Below are 22,703 nucleotides of genomic sequence, written 5' to 3'. Positions count from 1 at the left end.
GCTTGGAGTACCGCGTGTCGGGGCCGCGTCAGCCGCGGCCGAAGATCGATCTCAGCCAGGACATCAGCGCCCGCCACAACAGGCCGATGCCGCCGATGGGTGCCGCCGGCGCCAGTGGTGGCGGCGGCGGTGGCGGCACTGCCGCATCGTCGACGGTCGCGGGCGGCGCGTCCGCGGCGATCATGGCGCGCAGGCGTTCGGAGAACTGCCCGATCAGCTCCGCCGCCACCGCCTGGATGATGCCCGCGCCGCGGCCATACTGCGCCACGGCGCCGGAGAGCGTGACATCGGTGGTGATGTCGACACGTGTGCCCGCGGGCACCGGCACCAGCGCGAAGCCCACCACGGCATGGGCGCCGCCACGGCCCTTCTGGTCCGTGCCCTGCGCCTTGACCTTCGCGGTCTGCGTCGCCTCGTCCAGCTCCTCGAACCGCGCGGTGCCGGCGAAGGTCAGCGCGACGGGGCCGAGCTTGACGGCGACGCGGCCCTTGAAGCTGCGCGCGTCGATCACCTCCGTCAGTTCCGCGCCCGGCATGCAGGGCGCGATGCGCTGGACATCCTGCAGCAAGGCCCAGGCCTGGGCGGGAGGCAGTGGAACCTCGAAGCTGTTGTCGAACTTCATCGCGCCGCATCCCCCAGCATGGCCGCCACAACGTCATGCGGCGCGATCGGCACGCGGTTCATGCGCGCGTCGAAGGGCGAGAGCGCATCCTCCACCGCGGAGGCGATGGCCGCCGCCACCGGGATCACGCCGGATTCACCGACGCCCTTGATGCCCAGCGGGTTCAGCGGCGTCGGGCTTTCCAGATGGCCGATGGAGATGGCGTGCGGCATCTCCGTCGCGCTCATCAGCAGGTACTCCGCCAGGTTGGTGGTGACGGGCTGCGCCTGGTCGTCGAAGCCCATCCATTCGAACAGCGCATTGCCGATGCCATGCGCGATGCCGCCGAGAACCTGGCCCTCCACGATCCGCGGATGCAGGGCGCGGCCGCAATCATGCATGAAGCTGAGCCGCGTGATAGCGATATTGCCGGTGCCGGCATCGACCTCGACTTCCGCCACGCAGCTGCCATTGGCGTAGGTCATGGGATCGATGACCACCTCCTCCGCCGCCGCGATGCCGGCACGGCCACCCGGCAGGGCGAAGCCTGGCAGGCCGGCCGCGGCGCGCGCGATTTCTGCGAGTGTCACCTGCATACCGGTGCCGGTGACGCGCACGGCGCGCCCGGCGATCTCGAGGTCAGCTTCCGAGGCTTCCAGCAGCGTGGCCGCCACCTGCAGCACGCGGTCGCGCACCTTGATCGAGGCGACATGCGCGGAGGTCCCCGCCATCACCGCCTGCCGGCTGTTGAAGCCGCCGAGGCCGAGCGGCGAGGTCGCGGTATCGCCGGCGGACACCTCCACATTCGCCATGTCGCCGCCGAGCTGTTCCGCGACGAGCTGCGCCAGCATGGTGCGCGTGGACTGGCCCATCGGCGCGGCGCCCGTGGCGACGAAGATCCGGCCGGAGGGTTCGAGGCGCACCGAGACATGCTCGAAGGGCCCGCGCCCGGTGCCCTCGACATAGTTGGCGACGCCGATGCCGAGATACCGGCCCTGCACCCGCGCCGCTTCCTGGCGATCCCTGAACCCGTCCCAATCGGCCCGTTGCAAGGCTTCCGCCATGCACTGAGGAAAGTCGCCGGAATCCAGCACCACCTGCATGCCGCCACGGGTCTTCAGCGGCGTCGCGTAGGGCATGCGGTCGGCGGGCACCAGGTTGCGCCGCCTGATCTCCGCGCGGTCCAGGCCGAGCCGCTGCGCGGCGCGGTCCAGCAGCCTTTCCATCGCGAAGACGCCCTGCGGCTGCCCCGCTCCGCGGATCGGCGTGACCGGCACCTTGTTCGTGACGGCGGAGCGGGAGCGGATGCGATAGGCCGGCACGATATAGGCCAGCGGCATGGCGGAGACCGCGCCATAGGCCACGTTCAGCCCGCGCGCGGTCCAGGCGCCATGGTCATGGATCATCTCCCCCCGCACGCCGAGGATGCGACCTTCCGCATCCATCGCGAGTTCGACATCCCAGACCTGGTCACGTTCCTGGGTCGCGGCGATGAAATGCTCCCGCCGATCCTCGATCCACTTCACCGGCCGGCCGAGTAGCCGCGCCGCGGCGGCGACCGCCGCTTCCTCCGGATAGAAGACCAGTTTCGGCCCGAAGCCGCCGCCGACATCGGGGGTGACGACGCGAACCTGGTCCTCCCGCAGGCCGAGGATATCGCAGAGCATCCGTCGCGCGACATGCGGCGTCTGCGTGCTGGACCAGACCGTGAGGCGATCCTCGATGGGATCGGGGATGGCGACCAGGCCGCGGCATTCCATGGAATGCGCGACGCCGCGATGCTGCGAGAGCGTCTCCCGCACCACGACCGCCGCGCTGGCGAAGGCGGCGTCGGGATCGCCGAAGCCGAGGGTGAAATCGCCGACCAGATTGTGCGGCGCGCCCTGATGCGCGGTCGGCGCGCCATCCGCCAGCGCGGCCACGCAATCCGCCACGGCGTCGAGGGGATCGTAATCGACCTCGATGAGGGAGAGCGCATCCTCCGCGATGTAGCGGTCATCCGCGACGATGATCGCGACCGCTTCTCCCACGTGAACCACCTCGCCCGACGCCAGCACGGGGCGATCGAGCGTCTGGCGGAAGGCGGGGCTCGGCAGCGCCACTTTCAACCGTGTTTCAGTCAGGTGCGGGTTGAGGTCGGCCGCCGTCAGCACCAGGCGCACGCCAGGCAGGGCGCGCGCGGCGCTGGCATCAATGGCGCGGATCGCCGCATGGGCGAAGGGGCTGCGCAGGAAGGCCGCGTGCAGCCCGCCCGCCGCGCGGATGTCATCGACGAAGCGTGCGCGGCCGCGCAGCAGTGGCGGGTCCTCCAGCCGCGGCACGTCGCGGAAGGCAGTGCCGCCGGTCATGCGCCACCCCGCATCACGGCGGCGGCTTCCAGCGTGGCGGCGACGATCGGCTCATACCCCGTGCAGCGGCAGAGATTGCCGGAGATGACGATGCGGATCTCCTCCGCTGTCGGTGCCGGCACCTCCTCCAGGAATTCCAGCAGCGTCGTCAGCATCCCCGGCGTGCAGAAGCCGCATTGCAACGCGTGATGCTTCGCGAAGGCGGTCTGCAGGGGATGCAGCGTGACGACATCGGGCGCGATGCCTTCCACCGTCGTCACCGCGCAGCCTTCCGCCTGCACCGCGAGCATCAGGCAGGACCGCACGGCACGTCCATCCACCAGCACCGTGCAGGCGCCGCAGACGCCATGCTCGCAGCCGAGATGCGTGCCTGTCAGGCCGAGGTCCTGCCGCAGGTAATCCGCCAGCGTGCGGCGGACGGATACCTCCGCCGCCTGTGCCGTGCCGTTCACCACGCAGTTGACGCGGCGGGCCAGGCTGCGATCCTCGCTCATGCCCGTCCCATTCGTGATTGCGCGATCACCAGCGCGCGGCCGAGCAGCACGCCGGCGAGGTGGCGGCGATACCAGGCGGGCACCAGCGCGTCCTCCATCGGTTCCAGGGTCTTCGTGGCCGCCACCGCGCGGCTGACGTCCGGGGCGCCGCGCAGCGCGGCCTCGGCTTCCGGCAGGCGCAACGGCACGGCGCCGACGCCGCCGAGTGCCACGCGCGCCTCCGCGATCCGCCCCACCGCATCAGGCACCAGCATCACGGCGACCGAGGCGATGGCGAAGTCGCCGTGGCGGCGGGCATATTCGAGAAAGCAGTGGCCGGCACCGGCGGGCTGCGCGGGGATGCGCACGGCCACCAGCAACTCCTCCGGCTCCATCTCCGGCGTCATGTAGCCCTGGGCGAAGTCGGCGAAGGCGATGTCGCGCTGGCCGTTCGGGCCCGCGACGCGGACCACCGCCTCCATCGCCGCCGCCACCAGCGGCAGTTCCGCGGCGGGGTCGAGGTGGCAGAGCGACCCGCCGATCGTACCGCGATTGCGCGTCTGCCGATGGCCGACCTGCGCCAGCGCCTCCACCATCAGCGGGCAGCGGCGCGCGACCTCCGGATGCTGTTCCAGCACGCGCTGCCGCGCCATGGCGCCGATGGTCAGCGCGCCATCGGGTTCCACCGTCACGCCATCCAGCCCGGCGATGCGATTGAGATCGACCAGGTGATCGGGCTGCGCGAAACGCATGTTCAGCATCGGCATCATGGATTGCCCGCCGGCCAGCGGCCGCGCATTCGGCAGCGTGGACAGCAGCGAAATCGCCTCCTCCAGCGTCGATGGATCATGGTAGGCGAAGGGCGGCGGCTTCATGCCTCGATCTCCCCCAGCAGGCGCAGCACCTCCCGCGGCGTCACGGGCAGGCGCGTGACAAGGCCCTTGTTGCCCAGCGCATCATCGATGGCGGAAGCGATGGCGGCGCCGACGGCATTCGTGCCGCCCTCGCCGGCGCCCTTCACGCCGAGCGGGTTCAGCGGGCTCGGCGCATCCTCCGTCACCAGCACGTCGAGTGGCGGCATCTCCGCGATGGTCGGCATCAGATAGTCCGCGAGGGTGGTGGAGAGCGGCTGGCCGCGTTCGTCGTAGCGGAATTCCTCGAACAGCGCGCCGCCGAGGCCCTGGGCGAAGCCGCCGATGATCTGGCCTTCCACGAGTTTCGGATTGACGGCGCGGCCGACATCATAGGCGACGAGGTAGTGTTCGACCGCCACTGCCCCCGTCATCCGGTCCAGCGCCACCTGCGCCAGGTGGACGCCATAGGGGTAGGTCATGTGGTCGGAATGGAACCAGCCTTCCGTCGTCAGCCCCGGCACCGCGCGTTCGCGGGAGAGCTTGGTGCCCGCGGCCAGGGCGCGCGCCACCTCCCCGATCGGCAGCGCGGGGCCATCCGCGCGGCACACCATGCCATCGACGATCGTCAGCGACTCCTTCGGTGCCTGCAGCAACGTCGCTGCCGTCCCCAGCGCCAGGTCGCGCAACGCGAGGCCCGCGAGATGCGTGGCGGAACCCGACATGACCGTGACGCGGGAGGCATGGGCACCGGAGCCGAATTCGATCCGGTTGGTCTGCCCACGCACCACGCGCACGCACCGGTAATCCACGCCGAGCGCATCGGCCGCGATCTGCGCCAGCGCCGTCTCCACGCCCTGGCCGACGGAGGCCGCGCCCGTCACCAGCTCCACCACCCCCGTCGGATCAACCGACATCCGCACGCCGTCGGAGGGGCCTAGGCCGCTCTTCTCCACGAAGAAGCCGAGGCCGAGGCCGACAGATTCGCCGGCGGCACGGCGGCGCGCAATGTCGGCCTGCCGCGCTTCCCACCCGAAACGCGCCAGCGCCTTGTCCAGCAGCAGCGCATAATCGCCGGAATCCAGCACCACATCGGTGCCGAGCGCATCGAGCGGCCGCGTGAAGGGCATGGCGGAAACGGGCACGAAGTTGCGGCGCCGTACCTCCACGCGATCGAGGCCGAGCCGCGCGGCGATGGCATCCATCAGCCTTTCGCGCACGAAGGTGCCCTCGTAGCGACCAGGTGCGCGATAGGTGGCGGCGGGGGTCTTGTTGGTCAGGCGGAAATGGCCGGTCGCGCGATAGGCCGGCACGGCATAGGGGCCGAGCAGCAGCCCCGCGGACATGTCGGCGACGCGCGCGCCATGGGTGCGCACATAGGCGCCCTGGTCGTGGAAGAACACATTGTCGATGGCGATCAGCCGGCCTTCCGCATCCACCGCCGCGCGTAGGCGGTGCCGCTGCTGGCGCGAATGATTCGTCGCGACCAGATGCTCCCGCCGATCCTCGATCCACTTCACCGGCCGCCGCAGTCGCAGCGCCGCCAGGCAGACCAGCAGATCTTCCGGGTAGAGTTCGCCACGCACGCCGAAGCCGCCGCCGACATGGCCTTCGAAGAGATGGACGGAGGTGGGGGAACGGCCCAGCAGCCGCGCGATCTCGTCGCGGTTCCAGTGCTGCTTCTTGGCCGTGCCGTGCAGTTCCAGCGTGTCGCTGGCGGCATCATAGCGGGCGATGGCGCCGCGGGTTTCCAGCGGCACGCCGGAATGGCGGCCGATGGACAGGTCCAGGTCGAGTACGGCATGGGCGGCGGCGAAGCCGGCCTCCACATCGCCATAGGATTTGCGGAGGATGGCGGGTTCCGTCGCATGGGTCGCATCGAAATCGCGCGGTGGCGCCGCGGCATCCAGCAGCGCGGGCAGTTCCTCGAGGTCCGCCACGACGAGGTCGGCGGCATCCTCCGCCAACGCGGCGTTCTCCGCGAAGACCACGGCGACGGGTTCGCCGACATAGCGCACGCGGCCGCGCGCCAGGATCGGCTGGCAATAGGGTTCCAGGCCCTTGAGCTTCGTCGCGCGGAAGGGGATGGGCGGGATGGTCGCGACATCCTCGCCGGTCCAGACGGCGACGACGCCGGGGAGCGCCAGCGCCGCCGAGACATCGACGGCCAGGAGGCGCGCATGCGCCATCTCGGCGCGCACCACGCGCATGTGAAGCTGGCGAGGGAAGCTGATATCGGCGGCGAAGGCGCCTTCCCCCCGCAGCAGCGGCGGGTCTTCCAGCCGCGGGACGGATCGGCCGATCACGCTCATCGCCGCATCACCGACCGTACAGCGGCGAGGATGCCGGCATAGCCGGTGCAGCGGCAGAGGTTGGAGGAGAGGCGTTCCACCATCTCCGCCTCCTCCATCGCCGGGTTCTCCTCCAGCATCGCCATCGCCAGCATCAGGAACCCCGGCGTGCAATAGCCGCATTGCAGCGCGTGATGGTCGGCGAAGGCCTGCTGCAGCGGATGCAGCGTGCCATCCGGCGCGGCCAGGCCCTCCACGGTGCGGATGGCGGCGCCTTCCGCCTGTACGGCCAGCACCAGGCAGGCACGCACCGGCGCGCCATCCATCAGCACAGTGCAGGCGCCGCAGACGCCGTGTTCGCAGCCGAGATGCGTGCCCGTCAGGCCGAGATCCTCGCGCAGCGCCTCCGCCAGGGTGCGGCGCGCCTCCACCGCGATGGTCGCGGCGCGGGCATTCACCGTCATGCGGACCCTGTGCAGCACGTCGCTCATGCCGCCAGCGCCTGCGGCATCGCGGCGGAGGCCAGCGCGCGGGAGACGACGGCGCGCACCAGGGCGCGGCGATAGGGCGCATCCTCCATCGGGTCGCAGGCGGCGGCGGCGGCGCGGCCGGCTTCCTCGACCAGCGTGGCGGAGGGCAGGCGACCATTCACCAGCGCCTCCACCGCGGCCAGGCGGCGCGGCACGGCTTCGACGCCGCCGATGCCGATGCGGGCTTCCGCCACGCGGCCGATCGCATCCATGCGCAGCACGACCAGCGCCATGGCCTGGGCGAAATCGCCGGCGCGGCGGGCCACTTCCTCGAACCCCCAGTGCGCATCCGCGGGCAGCAGCGGCAGCGTCACGGCGCGCAGGATCTCGTCCGGTGCCAGCGCCGTTTCCAGCGGGCCGCGCAGGAAGGCGGGGCCATCGATCAACCTGTCGCCGCGCAGCGACACCGCCTGCATCGTCGCGCCGAGCACCACCGCCACCAGCGGCCATTCGGAGGCCGGATCCGCGTGGCAGAGGCTGCCGCCGAAGCTGCCACGGGTGCGGATCGGCCAATGCGCGATGTGGCGCACCACGCCGGCCATCAGCGCGCCGAGCGGCCCGTGCGCGACGGGACGATGGAAGGCCGCGTGGCGCACCAGCGCGCCGATCCGCAGCGCGTTGTCCTCCACGCGCAATTCGCCGAGTTCCGCGATGCCGTTGATGTCGACGAGGTGCGGCGGCCGCGCGACGCGCAGCGCCATGGCGGGCAGCAGGCTCTGGCCACCGGCCAGCACGCGGCCATCCTGCGGCGCCACCGCGGCAAGGCTCGCCACCGCCTCCGCCAGCGTGGCGGGGCGATGCCATTCGAAAGGGGGCGCCTTCACGCCTAGTTGCTCCGCCGCGGCGGCGCCATCGTCATCTCCTGGCATGCCGCCAATTGTCAGGACATTAGAAGGGTGGTTATCGCGGGCGGTCAAGTCGCGAAACGGGCTGTTGACAGCCCCGCCCGCTCCCTCGCTATTGTCCTAACATTCAGGAAACCCAAGCGGCGCACCGGACGGCATGGCCCCTACAATGCTTACATTGCTGGACCCGGATCGGCTGCGCCAGGGGTATGATTCCGGCTTCTGGCGCAGCGAGACGCTGTACGCCCGTGCCGCCAGCCAGGCCGTCCGCGCGCCGGGTGCGATCGCCATCCGCGACCGCCGCCGTGCCATCACCTGGGCGGCCCTGGTCGCGGCCGCCGACGCCCTCGCCGGCGATCTGCGCGCCGCCGGGCTGCGCGCCGGACAGCGCGTGGCCGTCTGGCTGCCAAGCCGGGTGGAGACGCTGGTCGCGCTGCTCGCCTGTTCGCGCGACCGCTATGTCTGCTGCCCGTCGCTGCACCGCGACCATACGGTCGGGGAGGTCGTGGAACTCTGCACGCGCATGCGCGCCGCGGCCCTGATCGCGGAGGACGGCTACGGCGCCGATGCGCAGCGGCACGACATCTTCACGCAGGCGCAGGGCATCGCCACGCTGAAGCGCGTGCATCGCCTGGCACGGCTGGAGGAGACGACGGAAGCCGCCTGGGCCGGGCGAGGGCTAGAGCCTGCGCCCGATGCCCCGCCCATCGCCGCGCCGGATGGCGTGCTCTACCTGGCCTTCACCAGCGGCACGACCGGCGCGCCTAAAGGCGTGATGCACAGCGACAATACGGTGCTGGCCAATGCGCGCGCCATCATCGCGGACTGGTCGCTGACCGATCGCGACGTGATCTGCACGCTGAGCCCGCTGTCGCACAACCTCGGCTTCGGCTGCATCGTCATGGCCTGCGAGACGGGCTGCGAGTTGGTGCTGCCCGATTTGCCGCGCGGGGCGTCGCTGCTCGACCGCGTCATCGCCACCGGCACGACCTTCCTGGTCGGCGTGCCGACCCATGCGATCGACCTGCTGGCGGAAATCCGGAAGCGAGGCGAGGCGCGCGTCGGCGCACTGCGCGGCTTCCGCATCTCCGGCGCCGCCGCGCCGCAGAAGGTCGTGGCGGACCTGCTCGCGCATGGCGTCACGCCGCAGAGCGGCTATGGCATGACGGAGGCCTGTTCCACCCATTACACGCTGCCCGGCGATCCGCCCGCGCTCATCACCGGGTCCTCCGGCCGCTGCGCACCAGGCTACGACGTGCGCGTCTTCTCCCGCGACGATCCGGACCGTGAATTGCCCGCGGGCGAGGTCGGGCAGATCGGCGGGCGCGGCACCAGCCTCATGCTCGGCTACTATGACGACCAGGCCTCGACGGAGGACAGTTTCAACCGCGCCGGCTGGTTCATGACGGGCGACCTCGGCTGGGTGGATGAGCAGGGCTATATCCGCATCACCGGCCGCAAGAAGGATGTGATCATCCGCGGCGGCCACAACATCTTCCCCGCCAAGATCGAGAGCCTCGCCATGCAGCACCCCGCCGTCGCGCGGGCGGCGGCGATGCCGGTGGCGGATGAGCGGCTGGGGGAGCGCGTCTGCCTCGCCGTCATGCTGAAGCCCGGTGCGGCGCTGGAGGCGGAAGCGATGCTCGCGCATCTCGATGCCGCGGGGCTGTCGCGCTACGATATGCCGGAATACTGGCTGCCGGTCGCGGAGATTCCGCTGACGGCCAGCGGCAAGATCCTGAAACGTGCGGTGCAGGCGGAGCTGGAGGCCGGGCGACTGACGCCCGTGCCGGTGCGCTTCAAGGCCACCGCGTGATGCGCGCCGCGATCGTCCGCGACTTCGGCACGCCGTCCGAGGTGACGGCGATCGCGGAACTGCAGCGCCCGACGCCCGGCAAGGGCGAGGTGCTGCTGCGGGTGAAGGCGGTGTCGCTGAACTACGTCGACCTCGTCGTCATCAGCGGCCGCTACCAGTTCAAGCCCCCGCTTCCCTTCACGCCGGGCAAGGGCCCGGCCGGGATCATCGAGGCAGTGGGCGAGGGCGTGACGGCCTGGAAGCCGGGTGACCGCGTGCTGGCGATGGCGGAGATCGGCAGCTATGCCGAGTTCACGCTGGCGCCCGCCGACCAATGCTACGCGCTGCCGGACGCCATGCCCTTCGCCGATGCCGCCGCCATGGCGCTGGCCTATGACACCGCCTGGTTCGCGCTGCATGAACGTGGCCGCTTGCAGGCGGGGGAGACGGTGCTGGTGCTCGGTGCCTCGGGCGCCGTGGGCCATGCGGCGGTGATGCTGGCGAAGGCCGCGGGGGCGAAGGTGCTCGCGGGCATCACCAATCCCGCCAAGGCGCCGATGCTGGTCGATGCCGGGGCGGATGCGATCATCGACCTCGCCGCGCCGGACCTCCGCGACAAACTGCGGGACCAGGTGAAGGCGGCGACCGGCGGCGGCGTCGATGTCGTGATCGACATGCTTGGCGATGTGTATTTCGAGGCCGCGCTGCGCGCGCTGGCCTGGCGCGGACGGCTGGTGGTCGTGGGCTTTGCCGGGGGGCGCATCCCGGAGGTGAAGGCCAACTACCTGCTGGTGAAGAACATCGAGGTCAGCGGCCTGCAGATCAGCGACTACCGCAAGCGGCGCCCCGCCGATGTGGCCGCCTGCTTCGCCGACATCTTCGCGCTGCATGGCGCGGGGAAGGTGCGGCCGATGCCCATGGAGACCATGCCCCTCGATGATGTCGCACAGGCGCTGGGGCGGCTCGCGACGCGCCAGGTGGCCGGGCGCCTCGTGCTGCTGCCGGGATCAAGGACCGAACCGCTATGACGCATGACGAGGCCGTGCAGAAGCTGATCCTGGCGGGCAGGATTCTGGTCCACCAGGGCCAGGGCGACATGACGCGCGGCCATGTCTCGGTCCGCGTGCCGGGGCGGCCCGACCTGTTCCTGATGAAGCCGAACGGCATCGGGATGGAGGAGATGACGCCGGAGAACATCCTGGTCACCGCCATGGACGGCGTCGCCCAGCGCGGCCAGGCGCGGCAGCACAGCGAGGTCTTCATCCATTCGGAGATCTTCAAGGCACGACCCGATGTGAACTGCGTGGTGCACACGCATCCCGTCCATCTGATCGCGCTGTCGGCCACCGGCAAGGAACTGCGCCCGCATTGCCAGGGCGGCGCCATCTTCGCCGATCGGCTGCCGGTCTTCGACGCGACGATGCAGCTGATCCGCGACCCCGCCATGGGTTCCGCCGTCGCCCAGGCACTCGGCCCGCACATGGCCGTGTCGCTCAAGTCGCACGGCCTGGTCATGGCCTGCGCCAGCATCGAGGAAGCGATCGTCTTCACCGTGATGCTGGAGGAAGCCTGCCGCATCCAGCTGCTGATCGAGGCCGCGGGCGGCGCCGCCCCCGAATACCCGTCGGAGGATGTTGCGCTGCTGCGGGAGGCGCAGTCCGCGCCTGGCATGATCCTCGCGAACTTCGCCTATCTCGGGCGCCTCGCGACCGGCAGCGCCCTGCCGCCCAGCCTTGCCGGCCTGCCCGCGTGACCCGTAGCGCCGTATCGGAGACCGTCCATGCGTGAGATGCATCTCCTCGCCTATCTGAAGACAGGCCCGACGGCGAACCACATGGGCGCCTGGCGGCATCCGGATTCGGACCTGCGGGACATGCTGGACCCCGCGCGCTACGAACACATCGCCCGCGTGCTGGAAGCCGGTTTCTTCGACGGCCTGTTCTTCGCCGATGGCCTCGGCCTGCATGACATCTACAAGGGCGGGTTCCATACGCGTCTCGAACTCGGCGGGCAGATCAGCTTCCTCGACCCGATGATGGTGCTGCCGCTGATGGCGCGGGTCACGCGCAACCTCGGCATCGGCACCACCCTCTCCACCACCTTCCACCAGCCCTACAACCTGGCGCGCACCCTGGCCTCGCTGGATATCCTGTCCGGCGGGCGCGTGGCGTGGAACATCGTCACCTCCACCCGCAACGAGGAAGCGCGCAATTTCGGCATGCCGGAACTGCCGTCGCGGGACCTCCGCTACGACATGGCGGATGAGGTGGTGGAAGCCTGCTGCGCGCTGTGGGAGTGCTGGGATGAAGGCGCGATCGTCGCCGACAAGGATCGCGGGATCCTCGTGGATTCGAGCAAGGTCCGCTACGCCGACTACAAGGGGAAGTGGTTCAGCACCCGCGGCCCGCTGACCATCCCGCGCAGCCCGCAGGGCCGGCCCGTGCTGATGCAGGCCGGCTCCTCCCCCCGCGGCCGCGCCTTCGCGGCGCGCTGGGCGGAGATGATCTTCTGCCCGCAGCACACCAAGTCGGACATGCAATCCTTCTACGCCGACATCCATGCCCGCATGGCGGCACTCGGCCGCCAGGCCGAGGATTGCGTCATCATGCCGCAGATCGAGGTCGTGATCGGGGAGACGGAATCGATCGCGGAGGAGAAGGCCTCCTTCCTCGAATCCCTCGTCGATCCGGAACTGGTGCTGGCCGCGCAGTCCAGCGCGCTCGGCGTCGATCTGGCCGCCAAGGTGGATGACGTTTCCGATGCGGCGGAGAAGCGCGGCACGCAGGGCATGCAGGGCTCCATGGACCGGCTGAAGTCGGTGATGGAGAAGGAGGGGCTGACCTTCAAGCAGGCCGTGCAGAAATCGCATCGGGACATGATCTACGGCACGCCGCAATCGGTCGCGGACCAGATGCAGGATCTGTTCGAAAGCCGCGCCTGCGACGGCTTCGTCGTCTCCCAGATGGTGTTCCCGGCCTCGCTGGAGCAGTTCTGCCGCACCGTGGTGCCGGAATTGCAGCGCCGGGGCATCTTCCGGAAGGAATATCGCGGGCGCACGCTGCGGGAGAATATCCGCGCGACACCGAAGGGCTGACGCAACAACGAAGAGGGGGACCGGGACCATGACGATGATCGACAGGCGTGGCGTATTGCTGGGCGGGACATCGCTGCTGGGCGCCGCCGCCCTGCCGGCATCGTCCCGGGCGCAGACGGCGGAGCCACGCCGCGGCGGGACGTTGACCGTGGGCTTCGACGACAATGCCCGCACGATGGACCCGACCTTCTCCATCCAGTTCTCGGAACGGCAGGTCCTGTTCCTGATCTACAACACGCTGACCACCATCGGCACCGACTTCTCCATCCAGCCGGAGCTGGCCCGCAGCTGGACGATCGAGAATGAGGGCAAGCGCTATGTCCTGCGGCTGCAGGCAGGCGTGAAGTTCCATGACGGCACGGATTTCGACGCCGCTGCGGTGAAGTACAATTTTGACCGGCGGCTCGATGAGCGTGTGAACTCGCCGCAGCGCAGCGTGCTGCGGCCCGTGATCGACAATGTGGAGGTCGTGGCGCCGCATGTCGTCGCCATCAACCTGCGCACGCCCTATCCCAGCCTTCTGGCGGACCTCGCGGATCGCGCCGGCCTCATGGTCTCCCCCACCGCGGCGGAGCGGCTGGGCCAGGATTTCGGGCGCAATCCCGTCGGCACCGGCGCCTTCACCTTCCGCCAATGGGTGCAGGGCACGTCCATCACGCTGGAGCGCAACGCGAATTACTGGGAACAGGGCAGGCCCTATCTGGACCGCGTCGTGTTCCGGACAATCCCCAACCAGATCATCGGCATGCAGCGCCTGATCGTGGGGGAGGTCGACTATGTCGACAGCCTGACGCCGGAACACATCCGCCAGGTGGAGGGCCGGGACGGCATCGTCGTGCAGCAGGCGCGCGTCGGGCGCTGGTATTCGCTGCAATGGCAGGTGGACAAGCCGCCCTTCAACAATCCGCTGCTGCGCCGCGCCATCGCCCATGCGCTGGACCGGGACCGCATCAACACGATCACCATGGGCGGCCGCGGCACCATCGCCAATGGCCCGGTGCCGCCGGGGCTCTGGTGGTCCTCCCCCGACAGCGTCGTGCACAATCACGATCCCGCCCGCGCGCGGCAATTACTGGCGGAAGCCGGCATCGCGCCGGGCACGGAGATCACGCTGGCCGCGCCATCCGATCCGCTGCTGCGCCAGATCGTGCAGCTGGTGTCGGAACAGCTGGGCGCGGTCGGGCTGCGTGTGGTCCTCGCCCCCGTCGCGCAGTCCGAATACTACGCCCGCACCGTGCAGCGGGCGATCAACTTCACCCCCATGGCCTGGACGCAGCGCGCCGACCCCGACGGGTTGTTCTTCATCCTGTTCCACAGCCGCGGCTTCGCCAATTCGACGGGCTACAACAGCCCCGACCTCGATGCCGCGCTCGATGCCGCCCGCGCCACGACGGATGTGGAGGCCCGCCGCCGCCTTTACGCCCGCGCCAAGGAGATCGTGGTGACGGACCTGCCCTATGTGCCGCTGTATTTCGCGGCGGAATACGCCGCCGTCAGCCGCCGCATCCAGGGCTGGGTCTGGACGCCGGACCAGATCCCCCGCTTCCGCTACGCCTGGCGGGCGTCCTGACGCCTTGAGGCAGCATCCGGGCCCGCCCGCGCCATGATCGGCTTCGCGCTGCGGCGCCTGGCCTGGGTGCTGCCGAACATCGTCGTCCTGACGTTCCTCCTGTTCGCCACCACCAGCGGGTGGCTCGGCAGCCCGGCCGCGATGATGCTGGGCACCGATGCCTCCCCGGCCGCCATCGCGGAACTCAATGCCCGCTTCGGCTTCGATGATCCGATCGTGGTGCAGTATCTCCGCTGGGCCGGCGGGGCGCTGACGGGCGAGTTCGGCCGTTCCTACAGCACGCAGCAGCCCGTCGCCGCGATGATAGCGCCGGCCTTTCCCGTGACCATCGAGCTCGCGCTCTGGGCCATCCTGCTCGCGGTCGTCACCTCGGTCGGGCTGAACAGCCTGGTGGTGGCGCGCGGCGTGGTCGGCGCCATCAGCACGGGCTTCAGCATCATCGGTGTCACCATCCCGAACTTCATGCTGGGCGCCACGCTCATCACCATCTTCTCGGTCTGGCTGGGCTGGCTGCCGACCACGGGCTGGGTGCCGTGGGACGAAGGCGCGCTGCTGCACCTCAAGCACCTCATCCTGCCCGTCGTCACGCTCTTCGCCTTCTATTTCGGCTCCTTCAGCATGGTCTATCGCGCGGAATACCGCGCGGTGGAGCGGCAGCTCTTCGTCCGCGTCGCCGCCGCCAAGGGGCTGTCCGAAAGCGCCGTCTCCTTCCGCCATGTGCTGCCGAGCGCGGTGCTGCCGGTCATCACCTATGTCGGCCTCACCCTCGGCCAGCTGGTCGGCGGCGCGGTGGTGACGGAGACGGTCTTCTCCATCCCCGGCCTCGGGCGCCTGTTTGTCACCGCCATCGGCAGCTACGACTATCCCGTGATGCTCGCCGTCGGCAGCATCATCCTGGTGGGCGTCATGGTGACGAACCTGTTGGCCGATCTCGCGCTGGCCGCCATGAACCCGCAGATCCGGCTGTGACGGCGCGGCGCTTCCGCCTCGGCCTCGGCGTCGCCCTGGTGGCGATCATCGCGCTGGCCGGGCTGCTCGCGCCCTGGATCGCGCCCTTCGATCCGAATGCCTCCGGCGCCGATGTGCTGTCCGGCGCCACGGCGACGCATTGGATGGGCACGGACGACCTCGGCCGCGATGTCTATTCGCGCGTGCTGCACGGCGCGCGCATCTCGCTCCTCGTCGGGCCGCTGGCGGCGCTGGTGACGGCCATCATCGGCGTGCCCTTCGGCCTGCTGGCGGGCTATGCGCGCGGGCGGCTCAACCAGTTCCTCGTGCAGGTCATGGACCTCTTCATCGCGCTGCCCAACCTGGTGCTGGCGCTCATCATCACCGTCATGGTGGGCGCCACGCTGCTCAACATCGTCCTCGTGCTCGGCATCGTCATGTGGCCGGAGATGGCGCGGCTGGTGCGCGGCCAGGTGATGAGCCTGCGGGAGACACCGTTCATCGAGGCCGCTCGTTCCATCGGCTGCAAGCCCTCCCGCATCCTCGCCTTCCACATCTGGCCGAACATCATGCGGATCGTGGCCGCCCAGATGGCGATTGCCGTCTCCGCCGCGATCTTTACGGCGGCCAGCCTCGGCTTCCTCGGCCTCGGCCTGCCACCGCCGGCGGCGGATTGGGGCAGCATGGTGCAGTCGGGCTTCGACTACCTCTCGCTCAATCCGCTGCTGAGCCTGGCGCCTGGCGCCGCCGTGGCGCTGACCGTGCTCGGCTTCTACCTGGTGGGCCGCAGCGTTGAGTGACTCCGGAGCACCCTTGCTGAAGATCGAGGGCCTGCGCACGGTCTTCGGCGCCGCCGGTCTGCCGGAGATCGCGGCCGTCGATGGCGTGGATTTGACCGTCGCGCGCGGCCGCACGCTCGGCATCGTCGGCGAAAGCGGCTGCGGGAAATCCATCCTCAGCCTGTCCATCATGCGCCTGCTGCCGCCGCCCGGGCGCATCGCCGCGGGGCGCATCCTGTTCGGCGGGCAGGACCTGGCGGCGCTGTCGAACCGGCAGATGCGGCAGGTCCGCGGCAGGCGGATCGCGATGATCTTCCAGGAACCGATGACCAGCCTGAACCCGCTGCGCAGCATCGGTGCCCAGATCGCGGAGGCGATCCGCACGCATGACCGCGGCGCCTCCGCCGCCGATCTCCGCGCCCGGGGGATCGAGGCGCTGAAGCGCGTGCGCATCCCCGCCCCCGAACGGCGGATCGACGACTATCCCCACCAGATGTCGGGCGGCATGCGCCAGCGCGTGATGATCGCCATGGCGCTGTCCTGCGCGCCGGACCTGCTGATCGCGGACGAGCCCACCACGGCGCTGGATGTCACCGTGCAGGCGCAGGTGCTGGACCTGCTGCGCGACCTGCAGGCGGAAACGGGGATGGCGATCATCCTCATCACCCATGACCTCGGCGTGGTGGCGCGCATGGCCGATGAGGTGGCGGTGATGTATGCCGGCCGCGTCGCGGAACAGGCCGGCACCGCCGCCATCTTCAACGACCCGCAGCACCCCTACACGCTGGGGCTGCTGGGCAGCATCCCGCGCATCGAGGCCCGTCCCGGCCGGTTGCTGGCGATCGAGGGCACGGTCCCCCCACCGTTTGCCCTGCCGCCGGGCTGCCGCTTCGCGCCCCGCTGCGTCTTTGCCGATGCGGATTGCAACACGGCGCCGCCACCCCTGCGGGACATCGCGCCAGGCCAGCGCGTGGCCTGCTTCCGTGCGCCGGTGGAAGACATCGCATGACGCCGCTGCTGGAAGCGATCGACCTCGCCCGCCACTACCCCGTGGGCGGCGGTTTGTTCAGCCGCAAACCCGCCGGCCTGGTCCGCGCCGTCGATGGCGTGTCCTTCACGGTGGCGAAGGGGGAGACGCTGGGCCTGGTCGGTGAATCCGGCTGCGGGAAATCGACCCTCGCCCGCCTCACGCTGCGCCTGATCGACCCCACCGCCGGGACGCTGCGCTTCGAGGGCCAGGACATCACGCGGCTGGAGGGGGAGGCGATGCGACGCCTCCGCCCGCGCATGCAGATGGTCTTCCAGGACCCCTTCGCCTCGCTCAATCCGCGCATGACGGTGGCGGAGATCCTGGCGGAGCCGCTGCTGGTGCATGGCATCGGCGATGCCCGGCAGCGCCGGGCCCGGGTGGAGGCGCTGCTGCCGATGGTGGGGCTCGCATCCCACCACGCGGACCGCAAGCCGCATGAATTCAGCGGCGGCCAGCGCCAGCGGATCGGCATCGCCCGCGCGCTCGCGGTGGAGCCATCGCTGATCGTCTGCGACGAACCCGTCAGCGCGCTGGATGTCTCCATCCAGGCGCAGGTGGTGAATCTGCTGAAGGACCTCCAGGCGCGGCTCGGCCTGTCCTACCTCTTCATCGCGCATGACCTGGCGGTGGTGCGGCATGTCGCGGACCGGGTGGCGGTGATGGTGCTGGGCCGGATCATGGAGGTCGCGCCGGCGGAGGACCTCTATGCCCGGCCGAGCCACCCCTATACCCGCATGCTGCTGGCCGCCGTGCCGCGGCCGGACCCGGCCCAGCGGCATCTGCCCAGCGCCGCGCCGGCGACAGCGGACCTGCCCGGCCCGCTCTCCATCCCCCAGGGCTGCCGCTTCCATCCGCGCTGCCCGATGGCGGTGGAGCCATGCCGGCGGGAGGAACCCGGCCTGCAACCCCTGGCCGGCGCCCCGGGCCACCTGACCGCCTGCTGGCGCGCGGCGGAACTGCCGGCATGGATGCCGCCGCCCCAGGCGCCACCCGCCCCCGCGGCGGCGCGGCGCCTGGCGCTTTATGCGGAGCGTCGCGACCAGGCCCGCGACAGCGGCTGATCCCCGCGCGTCAGTCGCGCCAGGGCTTGCGGGCCCACAGCGCGCGCAGCGCCGCATCCTGTTCGAGGAACAGCGATTGCTGTGCCTCCGCCGTCATCGGGCGCAGCGGCAGGTTCAGGCGCTCCGCCGCCGCGATCCAGTCGGGGTCGGCATTCACCGCGGCGAGTGCGGCGCGCAACGGGTCCCGGATGTCCGCCGGCAGGTTCGGCGGCGCGATCAGGCCGCGGGTCGATCCCTGTTCCACCGCGAAGCCCTGTTCATGCATCGTCGGCACATCGGCCGTGCCGGACCAGCGCCGCGGCCCGCCCTGCGCCAGGGCGCGCAGCGACCCGTCCCGCAGCAGGGACTGCCCCTCGCTCATGTTGAAGGAACCGGCATCGATGCTGCGCGACAGCAGGTTGGTGATGATCGGCGGCGTGCCGTTGAACGGCACATGGGAGAATTCGATGCCGGCCACGCCCTGCAGCCCCAGCATGATCAGGTGATCGTCACTGCCGGCCCCGGCGGTGCCGACCGTGACCTGCCCCGGCCGCTGCCGCGCGGCGGCCACCAGATCCGCCACGCTGCGGATGGGGCTGTCCGCCCGCACCCAGAGGCCGCAGGGATCCTCGATGACATTGCCGAGGAAGGTGAAGTCCTGCACGCGGTAGCGCACCGCGCGTTCGATCGGCAGGACGATGGAATTCGGTGCCTGCGCCGCGCCGATGGTGAAGCCGTCCGGCGCCGCCTGCGCCACGCCTTCGAAGGCCAGCTGGCCGCCGGCCGCCGGGCGGTTGACGACGACGAAGCTGGCCCCCGCAAGCCGGCGCGCCATGAAGGGCAGCACGGTGCGCGCCAGCATGTCCATGCCGCCGCCCGGCGGGCCGGAGACCAGCACCTGGATCGGCCGGTCCGCGGGCCAGGCCGCCTGGGCGATGCGGGGCGCCGACAGCGCGAGCACCGTCGCGCCCAGGAAATGCCGCCGGTTCATGCTGAAATTCCTCCACCGGCCGTTTCCCCGGCCTGGTGGCAGGAAGCCTAGGAGCGCCGGCGTGGCGCCGCAACGCCGTGCCGGGTCAGCCCAGTACGCGCGCCAGCCGCGCCACCGCTTCGCGCGCCAGTTCCGGGCTGATGGCGAAGCAGATGCGGATGAAGCCCTCGCCTTCCGGCCCGAAGGCCGTGCCGGGGGCGACGCCGACCTTGGCTTCCCGCAGCAGGCGGAAGGCCAGGTCCAGGCTCTTCTCCCCCGTCTCCACCCGCGCCATCAGGTAGAAGGCGCCTTCCGGCGGGAAGACGGTCACGCCCTTCAGTCGGGACAGGCCCTCCACCATGATGGCGCGGGCTTCCGCGCAGCGGCCGACCATGGTGCGGATGAAGTCGTCGCCTTCCTCCAGCGCCGTCACCGCGGCGTGCTGGATGAAGGTGGGGATGGACGTCGTGTTGTACTGGCCGAGCTTGCCGAAGGTGGCCGCCAGCCCCTGCGGATAGACGATCCAGCCCGCGCGCCAGCCCGTCATCGCCCAGTTCTTGGAGAAGGTGTTGGTGACGATCAGCCGGTCCGACGGCGTGCTGATCTGCAGGAAGGACGGCGCGATGGCATTGCCGTAGGTGAAATGGTTGTAGACCTCGTCGGAGATGATCCAGAGGCCGCGCTCCCGCGCCGCCGCCATCAGCGCCTCCATTTCCGCCATCGGCATCACCCAGCCCGTGGGGTTGGAGGGGGAGTTCACCACGATGATCCGCGTGCGCGGCGTGACGGCGGCCAGGATGTCGGCGAGCGGCAGGGTGAAGCGGCCATCGGCGCTCTGCCGGTAGGGCACCGTCACCGGCACGCCGCCGGTCACGCGCACGGCCTCCCCCAGATTCGGCCAGCCGGGGACGGGGATGATGACCTCCTCGCCCGGCTCCAGCAGCGCCTGGCAGGCCTGCATGATGGCGTTCATGCCGCCGGCGGTGATGGCGAAGCGCTCCGGCGCCACCTCCACCCCCCAGTGCCGGCGGTGGTAGTCGGACAGCGCCTGGTGCAGGGCGGGGATGCCGCGGGAATAGGTGTAGCGCGTCTCCCCCGCCAGCATGGCGCGGTGCGCGGCCTCCACCACGAAGGGCGGGGTGGGCAGGTCGCCCTCCCCGATCCAGAGCTTGACCACCTCCGGGTCGTCCCGCCCGCGGTCGGCGACCATGCCGATCTGGCTGGTGCCGACACCCTGGATGCGGGCGGGCAGGACCTGGGTCAGGTCGATGGCGGTGTGGTCCATGCGAAAAGGCGTCCCCTGGGCGGAGCGGAGCGGATGCCCCGCCGCCGCCGCCGGGGCAAGCCCCCCGCGTTACGCCCCGAGCGCGGCGCGCACCCGATCCCGCGTGAAGGGCATGGCCGACAGCCGCCGCCCCGTCGCTGCCAGCACGGCGTTGGAGATCGCCGGCGCGACGGTGCCGAGCCCGAGTTCCGCCGCCGGCAGCGGCATCTCCCCGCTGCGGATCAGCCGGACCTGGACCTGGGGCGTGTCGCTGGCACGCAGTACCTCGTAGTCCGAGAAGTTCGTCTGTTCCACGGCGCCGTCCCGGAAGGTCAGGCGTTCGGTCAGCGCGCTGGAGACACCCCAGAGCAGCGAGGCCTCGATCTGCCGCATCGCGTTGCGCGGCTGCACGGGCAGGCCGATATCGGCGGCGCACCAGAGGCGCAGCACGCGGATCTGGCCATTGGCGCGGTCCACCGCCACCTCCGCCACCGTGGCGGAGAGCGCTTCGCCGAGTTGCGGCAGGCCGAGCTTGGCGAAGCCGATGCCGAGGCTCGTGCCTTCCCGCCGCCGTCCCCATTCGGCCATGGCGCCGGCGGCTTCGACCACGGCCTTGGCGCGGGCGTCCTTCAGCAGGGCCAGGCGATAGGCCAGCGGATCGGCATTGGCCTGGCGGGCCAGGTCGTCGATCACCGCCTCCACCGCGAAGGCATTGGGGCCCGCGCCGATGCCGCGCCAGGGGGCGGTGCGGACGCCGTGTTCGCGGTAGACATGTTCCGTCAGCGCCGCCGGCACGTCGTAATGCGCGACATTGGCGTGGTAGGTGACGATGTGGTCCACGCCGCGCTGGGCATCCAGCCGCGCCCGGCCATAGAGCATCGGCACGACGAGGTCCGCCGCCAGCCGGTGGCGCCAGCCCGTGATCTTCCCGGCCGCATCCAGCCCGACATCGATGCGATGCGCGGTCATCGGCCGGACATGGGCGTTGGCGATGTCATCCTCCCGCGTCGCCATCACCTTCACCGGGCGGCCGACGGCCTTGGCGATGGTCACGGCCTCGATCGCATAGTCGATGGCGGCGCGGCGGCCGAAGCCGCCACCCATGGTCAGCATGTTGACCGTCACGCGGTCGGCGGGGATGCCGGCGATCTTCGCGGCCTCGTCCCGCACCAGGCTCGGCCATTGCGTGCCGGCCCAGACCTCCACCGCATCGGCGGTGACATGGGCGACGCAGGTCAGCGGCTCCATCTGCGCGTGGTAGACGTAGTCGCTGGTGAATTCGGCGGTGTGGACGCGCGCGGCGCCGGCGATGGCCTGCGCTGCCTCCCCATTCCGCACCACCGCGACGCCCTGCTTCGCCGTGTCCCGCGCATCGGCGAGGTAGCTGGCCAAAGCGGGTTCGGAGGAATGGGTCGCACCCTCCCCGGGCGACCAGGTGACGGCCAGTTCCCGCCGCGCCGCCAGCACCGCCTCCACCTTTTCGCCCACGATGGCGACGCCCTGGTCGAGCGGCAGGACATGGGTGATGCCTGGCCGCGCCAGCAGCGCCGCGCCGTTATGCGTAAGCGGCCGCGCGCCGAGGCCGGGGGACCGCGCCACGGTCGCGTGCAGCATCCCGGGCAGGCGGACATCGATGGCGAAGACCGCCTGGCCGGTCGCCTTGGCCGGCACGTCGAAGCGGGGAACGTCGCGCCCGACCAGGCGGAAGGCGGAAACGGGCTTCAGCGCGGCGGGGGCGATTTCCGGCAGGGTTGCCGGCACGGTGGCGAAGGCAGCGACCTCCCCATAGCCGATCCGGCGGCCGGAGGCGGCGTGGACCACCACGCTCGGCTCCGTCGTCAGCTGGTCCACCGGCACGCCCCAGCGGGCGGCGACGGCATCCAGCAGCACGCGGCGCGCCTGGGCGCCGGCGACGCGCAGCGGCATCCAGTAGCCACGGACCGACAGGCTGGCGACGACGAACTGGCTGCGGAAGACCGGACTGTCATAGGCCGGGCGCACGGGCGCGGTCTCGATCCGGACCTTGCTCCAATCCGCGTCCAGCTCCTCCGCCACGATCAGCGGCAGGGCGGTGTTGGAGGCCTGGCCCATCTCCGGCACCGGGGCCTGGATGGTGATGGTGCCGTCGGGCGCGATGCGGACGTAGGCATTCAGGGTCGCCGGGCCGGCGGGCGCGGACTGGGCCTCCGCCGTGCCGGGGCCGGCGAAGGCGAAGGTGAAGGCGAGGCCGGTGCCGAGCAGGCCCCGGCGGCTGAGCGTCATGCCGTCGGTCAT

Annotated in this window: 19 protein-coding genes; 9 read left to right on the top strand and 10 right to left on the bottom strand. The window is 70.7% G+C overall.

Features of this window, described 5'->3' with window-relative positions; translation table 11 throughout:
- Nucleotides 1-28 precede the first annotated feature (28 nt).
- From BM041_RS03165 to BM041_RS03135, 7 genes are read right to left on the bottom strand one after another with little or no spacing between them, the layout of a single operon-like run.
- On the bottom strand, nucleotides 29-622 hold the full coding sequence (locus BM041_RS03165) for an SRPBCC family protein (RefSeq protein WP_092955336.1): 594 nt from the start codon (nucleotides 620-622) through the stop codon (nucleotides 29-31).
- Nucleotides 619-2,949 carry a xanthine dehydrogenase family protein molybdopterin-binding subunit gene (locus BM041_RS03160; protein WP_092955333.1) on the bottom strand — a complete coding sequence of 777 codons (2,331 nt, stop codon included), beginning with the start codon at nucleotides 2,947-2,949 and terminating at the stop codon, nucleotides 619-621. The genes BM041_RS03165 and BM041_RS03160 overlap by 4 nt, the downstream gene beginning before the upstream one ends.
- Nucleotides 2,946-3,443, bottom strand: a complete 498-nt coding sequence (locus tag BM041_RS03155; RefSeq protein WP_092955330.1) for a (2Fe-2S)-binding protein — start codon at nucleotides 3,441-3,443, stop codon at nucleotides 2,946-2,948. The genes BM041_RS03160 and BM041_RS03155 overlap by 4 nt, the downstream gene beginning before the upstream one ends.
- Nucleotides 3,440-4,297, bottom strand: coding sequence for an FAD binding domain-containing protein (locus tag BM041_RS03150; protein WP_092955327.1), 858 nt, complete (start codon nucleotides 4,295-4,297; stop codon nucleotides 3,440-3,442). Before BM041_RS03150 ends, BM041_RS03155 begins: the two co-directional genes overlap by 4 nt.
- Entirely contained in the window at nucleotides 4,294-6,585 is a 2,292-nt protein-coding gene (locus BM041_RS03145; RefSeq protein WP_092955324.1) for a xanthine dehydrogenase family protein molybdopterin-binding subunit, read from the bottom strand. Before BM041_RS03145 ends, BM041_RS03150 begins: the two co-directional genes overlap by 4 nt.
- Nucleotides 6,582-7,055 carry a (2Fe-2S)-binding protein gene (locus BM041_RS03140; RefSeq protein WP_092955321.1) on the bottom strand — a complete coding sequence of 158 codons (474 nt, stop codon included), beginning with the start codon at nucleotides 7,053-7,055 and terminating at the stop codon, nucleotides 6,582-6,584. The genes BM041_RS03145 and BM041_RS03140 overlap by 4 nt, the downstream gene beginning before the upstream one ends.
- Nucleotides 7,052-7,963 (bottom strand): FAD binding domain-containing protein, encoded by a 912-nt coding sequence (locus BM041_RS03135; protein ID WP_092955318.1) that lies wholly within the window; start codon nucleotides 7,961-7,963, stop codon nucleotides 7,052-7,054. The genes BM041_RS03140 and BM041_RS03135 overlap by 4 nt, the downstream gene beginning before the upstream one ends.
- 133 nt (nucleotides 7,964-8,096) lie before the next feature.
- Here BM041_RS03135 and BM041_RS03130 point away from each other — a divergent pair, with 133 nt between their 5' ends.
- Genes BM041_RS03130 through BM041_RS03090 form a run of 9 tightly spaced genes read left to right on the top strand, consistent with a single transcriptional unit; the run spans nucleotide 8,097 to nucleotide 18,216 of the window.
- Entirely contained in the window at nucleotides 8,097-9,755 is a 1,659-nt protein-coding gene (locus tag BM041_RS03130; RefSeq protein ID WP_175533693.1) for a class I adenylate-forming enzyme family protein, read from the top strand.
- Nucleotides 9,755-10,762 carry an NADPH:quinone oxidoreductase family protein gene (locus tag BM041_RS03125; protein ID WP_092955312.1) on the top strand — a complete coding sequence of 336 codons (1,008 nt, stop codon included), beginning with the start codon at nucleotides 9,755-9,757 and terminating at the stop codon, nucleotides 10,760-10,762. Before BM041_RS03130 ends, BM041_RS03125 begins: the two co-directional genes overlap by 1 nt.
- A complete protein-coding gene (locus BM041_RS03120; RefSeq protein ID WP_092955309.1) occupies nucleotides 10,759-11,487 on the top strand; it encodes a class II aldolase/adducin family protein in 729 nt (242 codons plus the stop codon). The genes BM041_RS03125 and BM041_RS03120 overlap by 4 nt, the downstream gene beginning before the upstream one ends.
- A gap of 27 nt (nucleotides 11,488-11,514) precedes the next feature.
- The gene (locus BM041_RS03115) at nucleotides 11,515-12,828 is read left to right on the top strand and encodes an LLM class flavin-dependent oxidoreductase (protein ID WP_092955307.1); all 1,314 of its coding nucleotides are present in this window, start codon (nucleotides 11,515-11,517) and stop codon (nucleotides 12,826-12,828) included.
- A 28-nt stretch (nucleotides 12,829-12,856) separates the two neighbouring features.
- A complete protein-coding gene (locus tag BM041_RS03110) occupies nucleotides 12,857-14,398 on the top strand; it encodes an ABC transporter substrate-binding protein (RefSeq protein ID WP_092955305.1) in 1,542 nt (513 codons plus the stop codon).
- A 33-nt stretch (nucleotides 14,399-14,431) separates the two neighbouring features.
- Entirely contained in the window at nucleotides 14,432-15,367 is a 936-nt protein-coding gene (locus tag BM041_RS03105) for an ABC transporter permease (RefSeq protein ID WP_092955302.1), read from the top strand.
- The gene (locus BM041_RS03100) at nucleotides 15,364-16,146 is read left to right on the top strand and encodes an ABC transporter permease (RefSeq protein ID WP_092955299.1); all 783 of its coding nucleotides are present in this window, start codon (nucleotides 15,364-15,366) and stop codon (nucleotides 16,144-16,146) included. Before BM041_RS03105 ends, BM041_RS03100 begins: the two co-directional genes overlap by 4 nt.
- A 13-nt stretch (nucleotides 16,147-16,159) precedes the next feature.
- Nucleotides 16,160-17,134 carry an ABC transporter ATP-binding protein gene (locus tag BM041_RS03095; RefSeq protein ID WP_245761905.1) on the top strand — a complete coding sequence of 325 codons (975 nt, stop codon included), beginning with the start codon at nucleotides 16,160-16,162 and terminating at the stop codon, nucleotides 17,132-17,134.
- On the top strand, nucleotides 17,131-18,216 hold the full coding sequence (locus BM041_RS03090) for an ABC transporter ATP-binding protein (RefSeq protein ID WP_092955292.1): 1,086 nt from the start codon (nucleotides 17,131-17,133) through the stop codon (nucleotides 18,214-18,216). Before BM041_RS03095 ends, BM041_RS03090 begins: the two co-directional genes overlap by 4 nt.
- 10 nt (nucleotides 18,217-18,226) lie before the next feature.
- Here BM041_RS03090 and BM041_RS03085 read toward each other — a convergent pair whose 3' ends face one another.
- The 3 genes from BM041_RS03085 to BM041_RS03075 all read right to left on the bottom strand — a co-directional run bounded on the left by BM041_RS03085 (nucleotide 18,227) and on the right by BM041_RS03075 (nucleotide 22,703).
- Nucleotides 18,227-19,186, bottom strand: a complete 960-nt coding sequence (locus tag BM041_RS03085) for a Bug family tripartite tricarboxylate transporter substrate binding protein (RefSeq protein ID WP_092955289.1) — start codon at nucleotides 19,184-19,186, stop codon at nucleotides 18,227-18,229.
- Between the two features lie 85 nt (nucleotides 19,187-19,271).
- A complete protein-coding gene (locus BM041_RS03080; RefSeq protein ID WP_092955287.1) occupies nucleotides 19,272-20,450 on the bottom strand; it encodes a pyridoxal phosphate-dependent aminotransferase in 1,179 nt (392 codons plus the stop codon).
- A 69-nt stretch (nucleotides 20,451-20,519) separates the two neighbouring features.
- A complete protein-coding gene (locus BM041_RS03075) occupies nucleotides 20,520-22,703 on the bottom strand; it encodes a xanthine dehydrogenase family protein molybdopterin-binding subunit (protein WP_092955284.1) in 2,184 nt (727 codons plus the stop codon).

Source organism: Falsiroseomonas stagni DSM 19981 (assembly GCF_900114315.1).
In the GTDB taxonomy this organism is placed as follows: Bacteria; Pseudomonadota; Alphaproteobacteria; order Acetobacterales; family Acetobacteraceae; genus Falsiroseomonas; species Falsiroseomonas stagni.
Note: the sequence above shows the minus strand (reverse complement) of the source record. Positions and strands in the feature narration are given on the sequence as shown.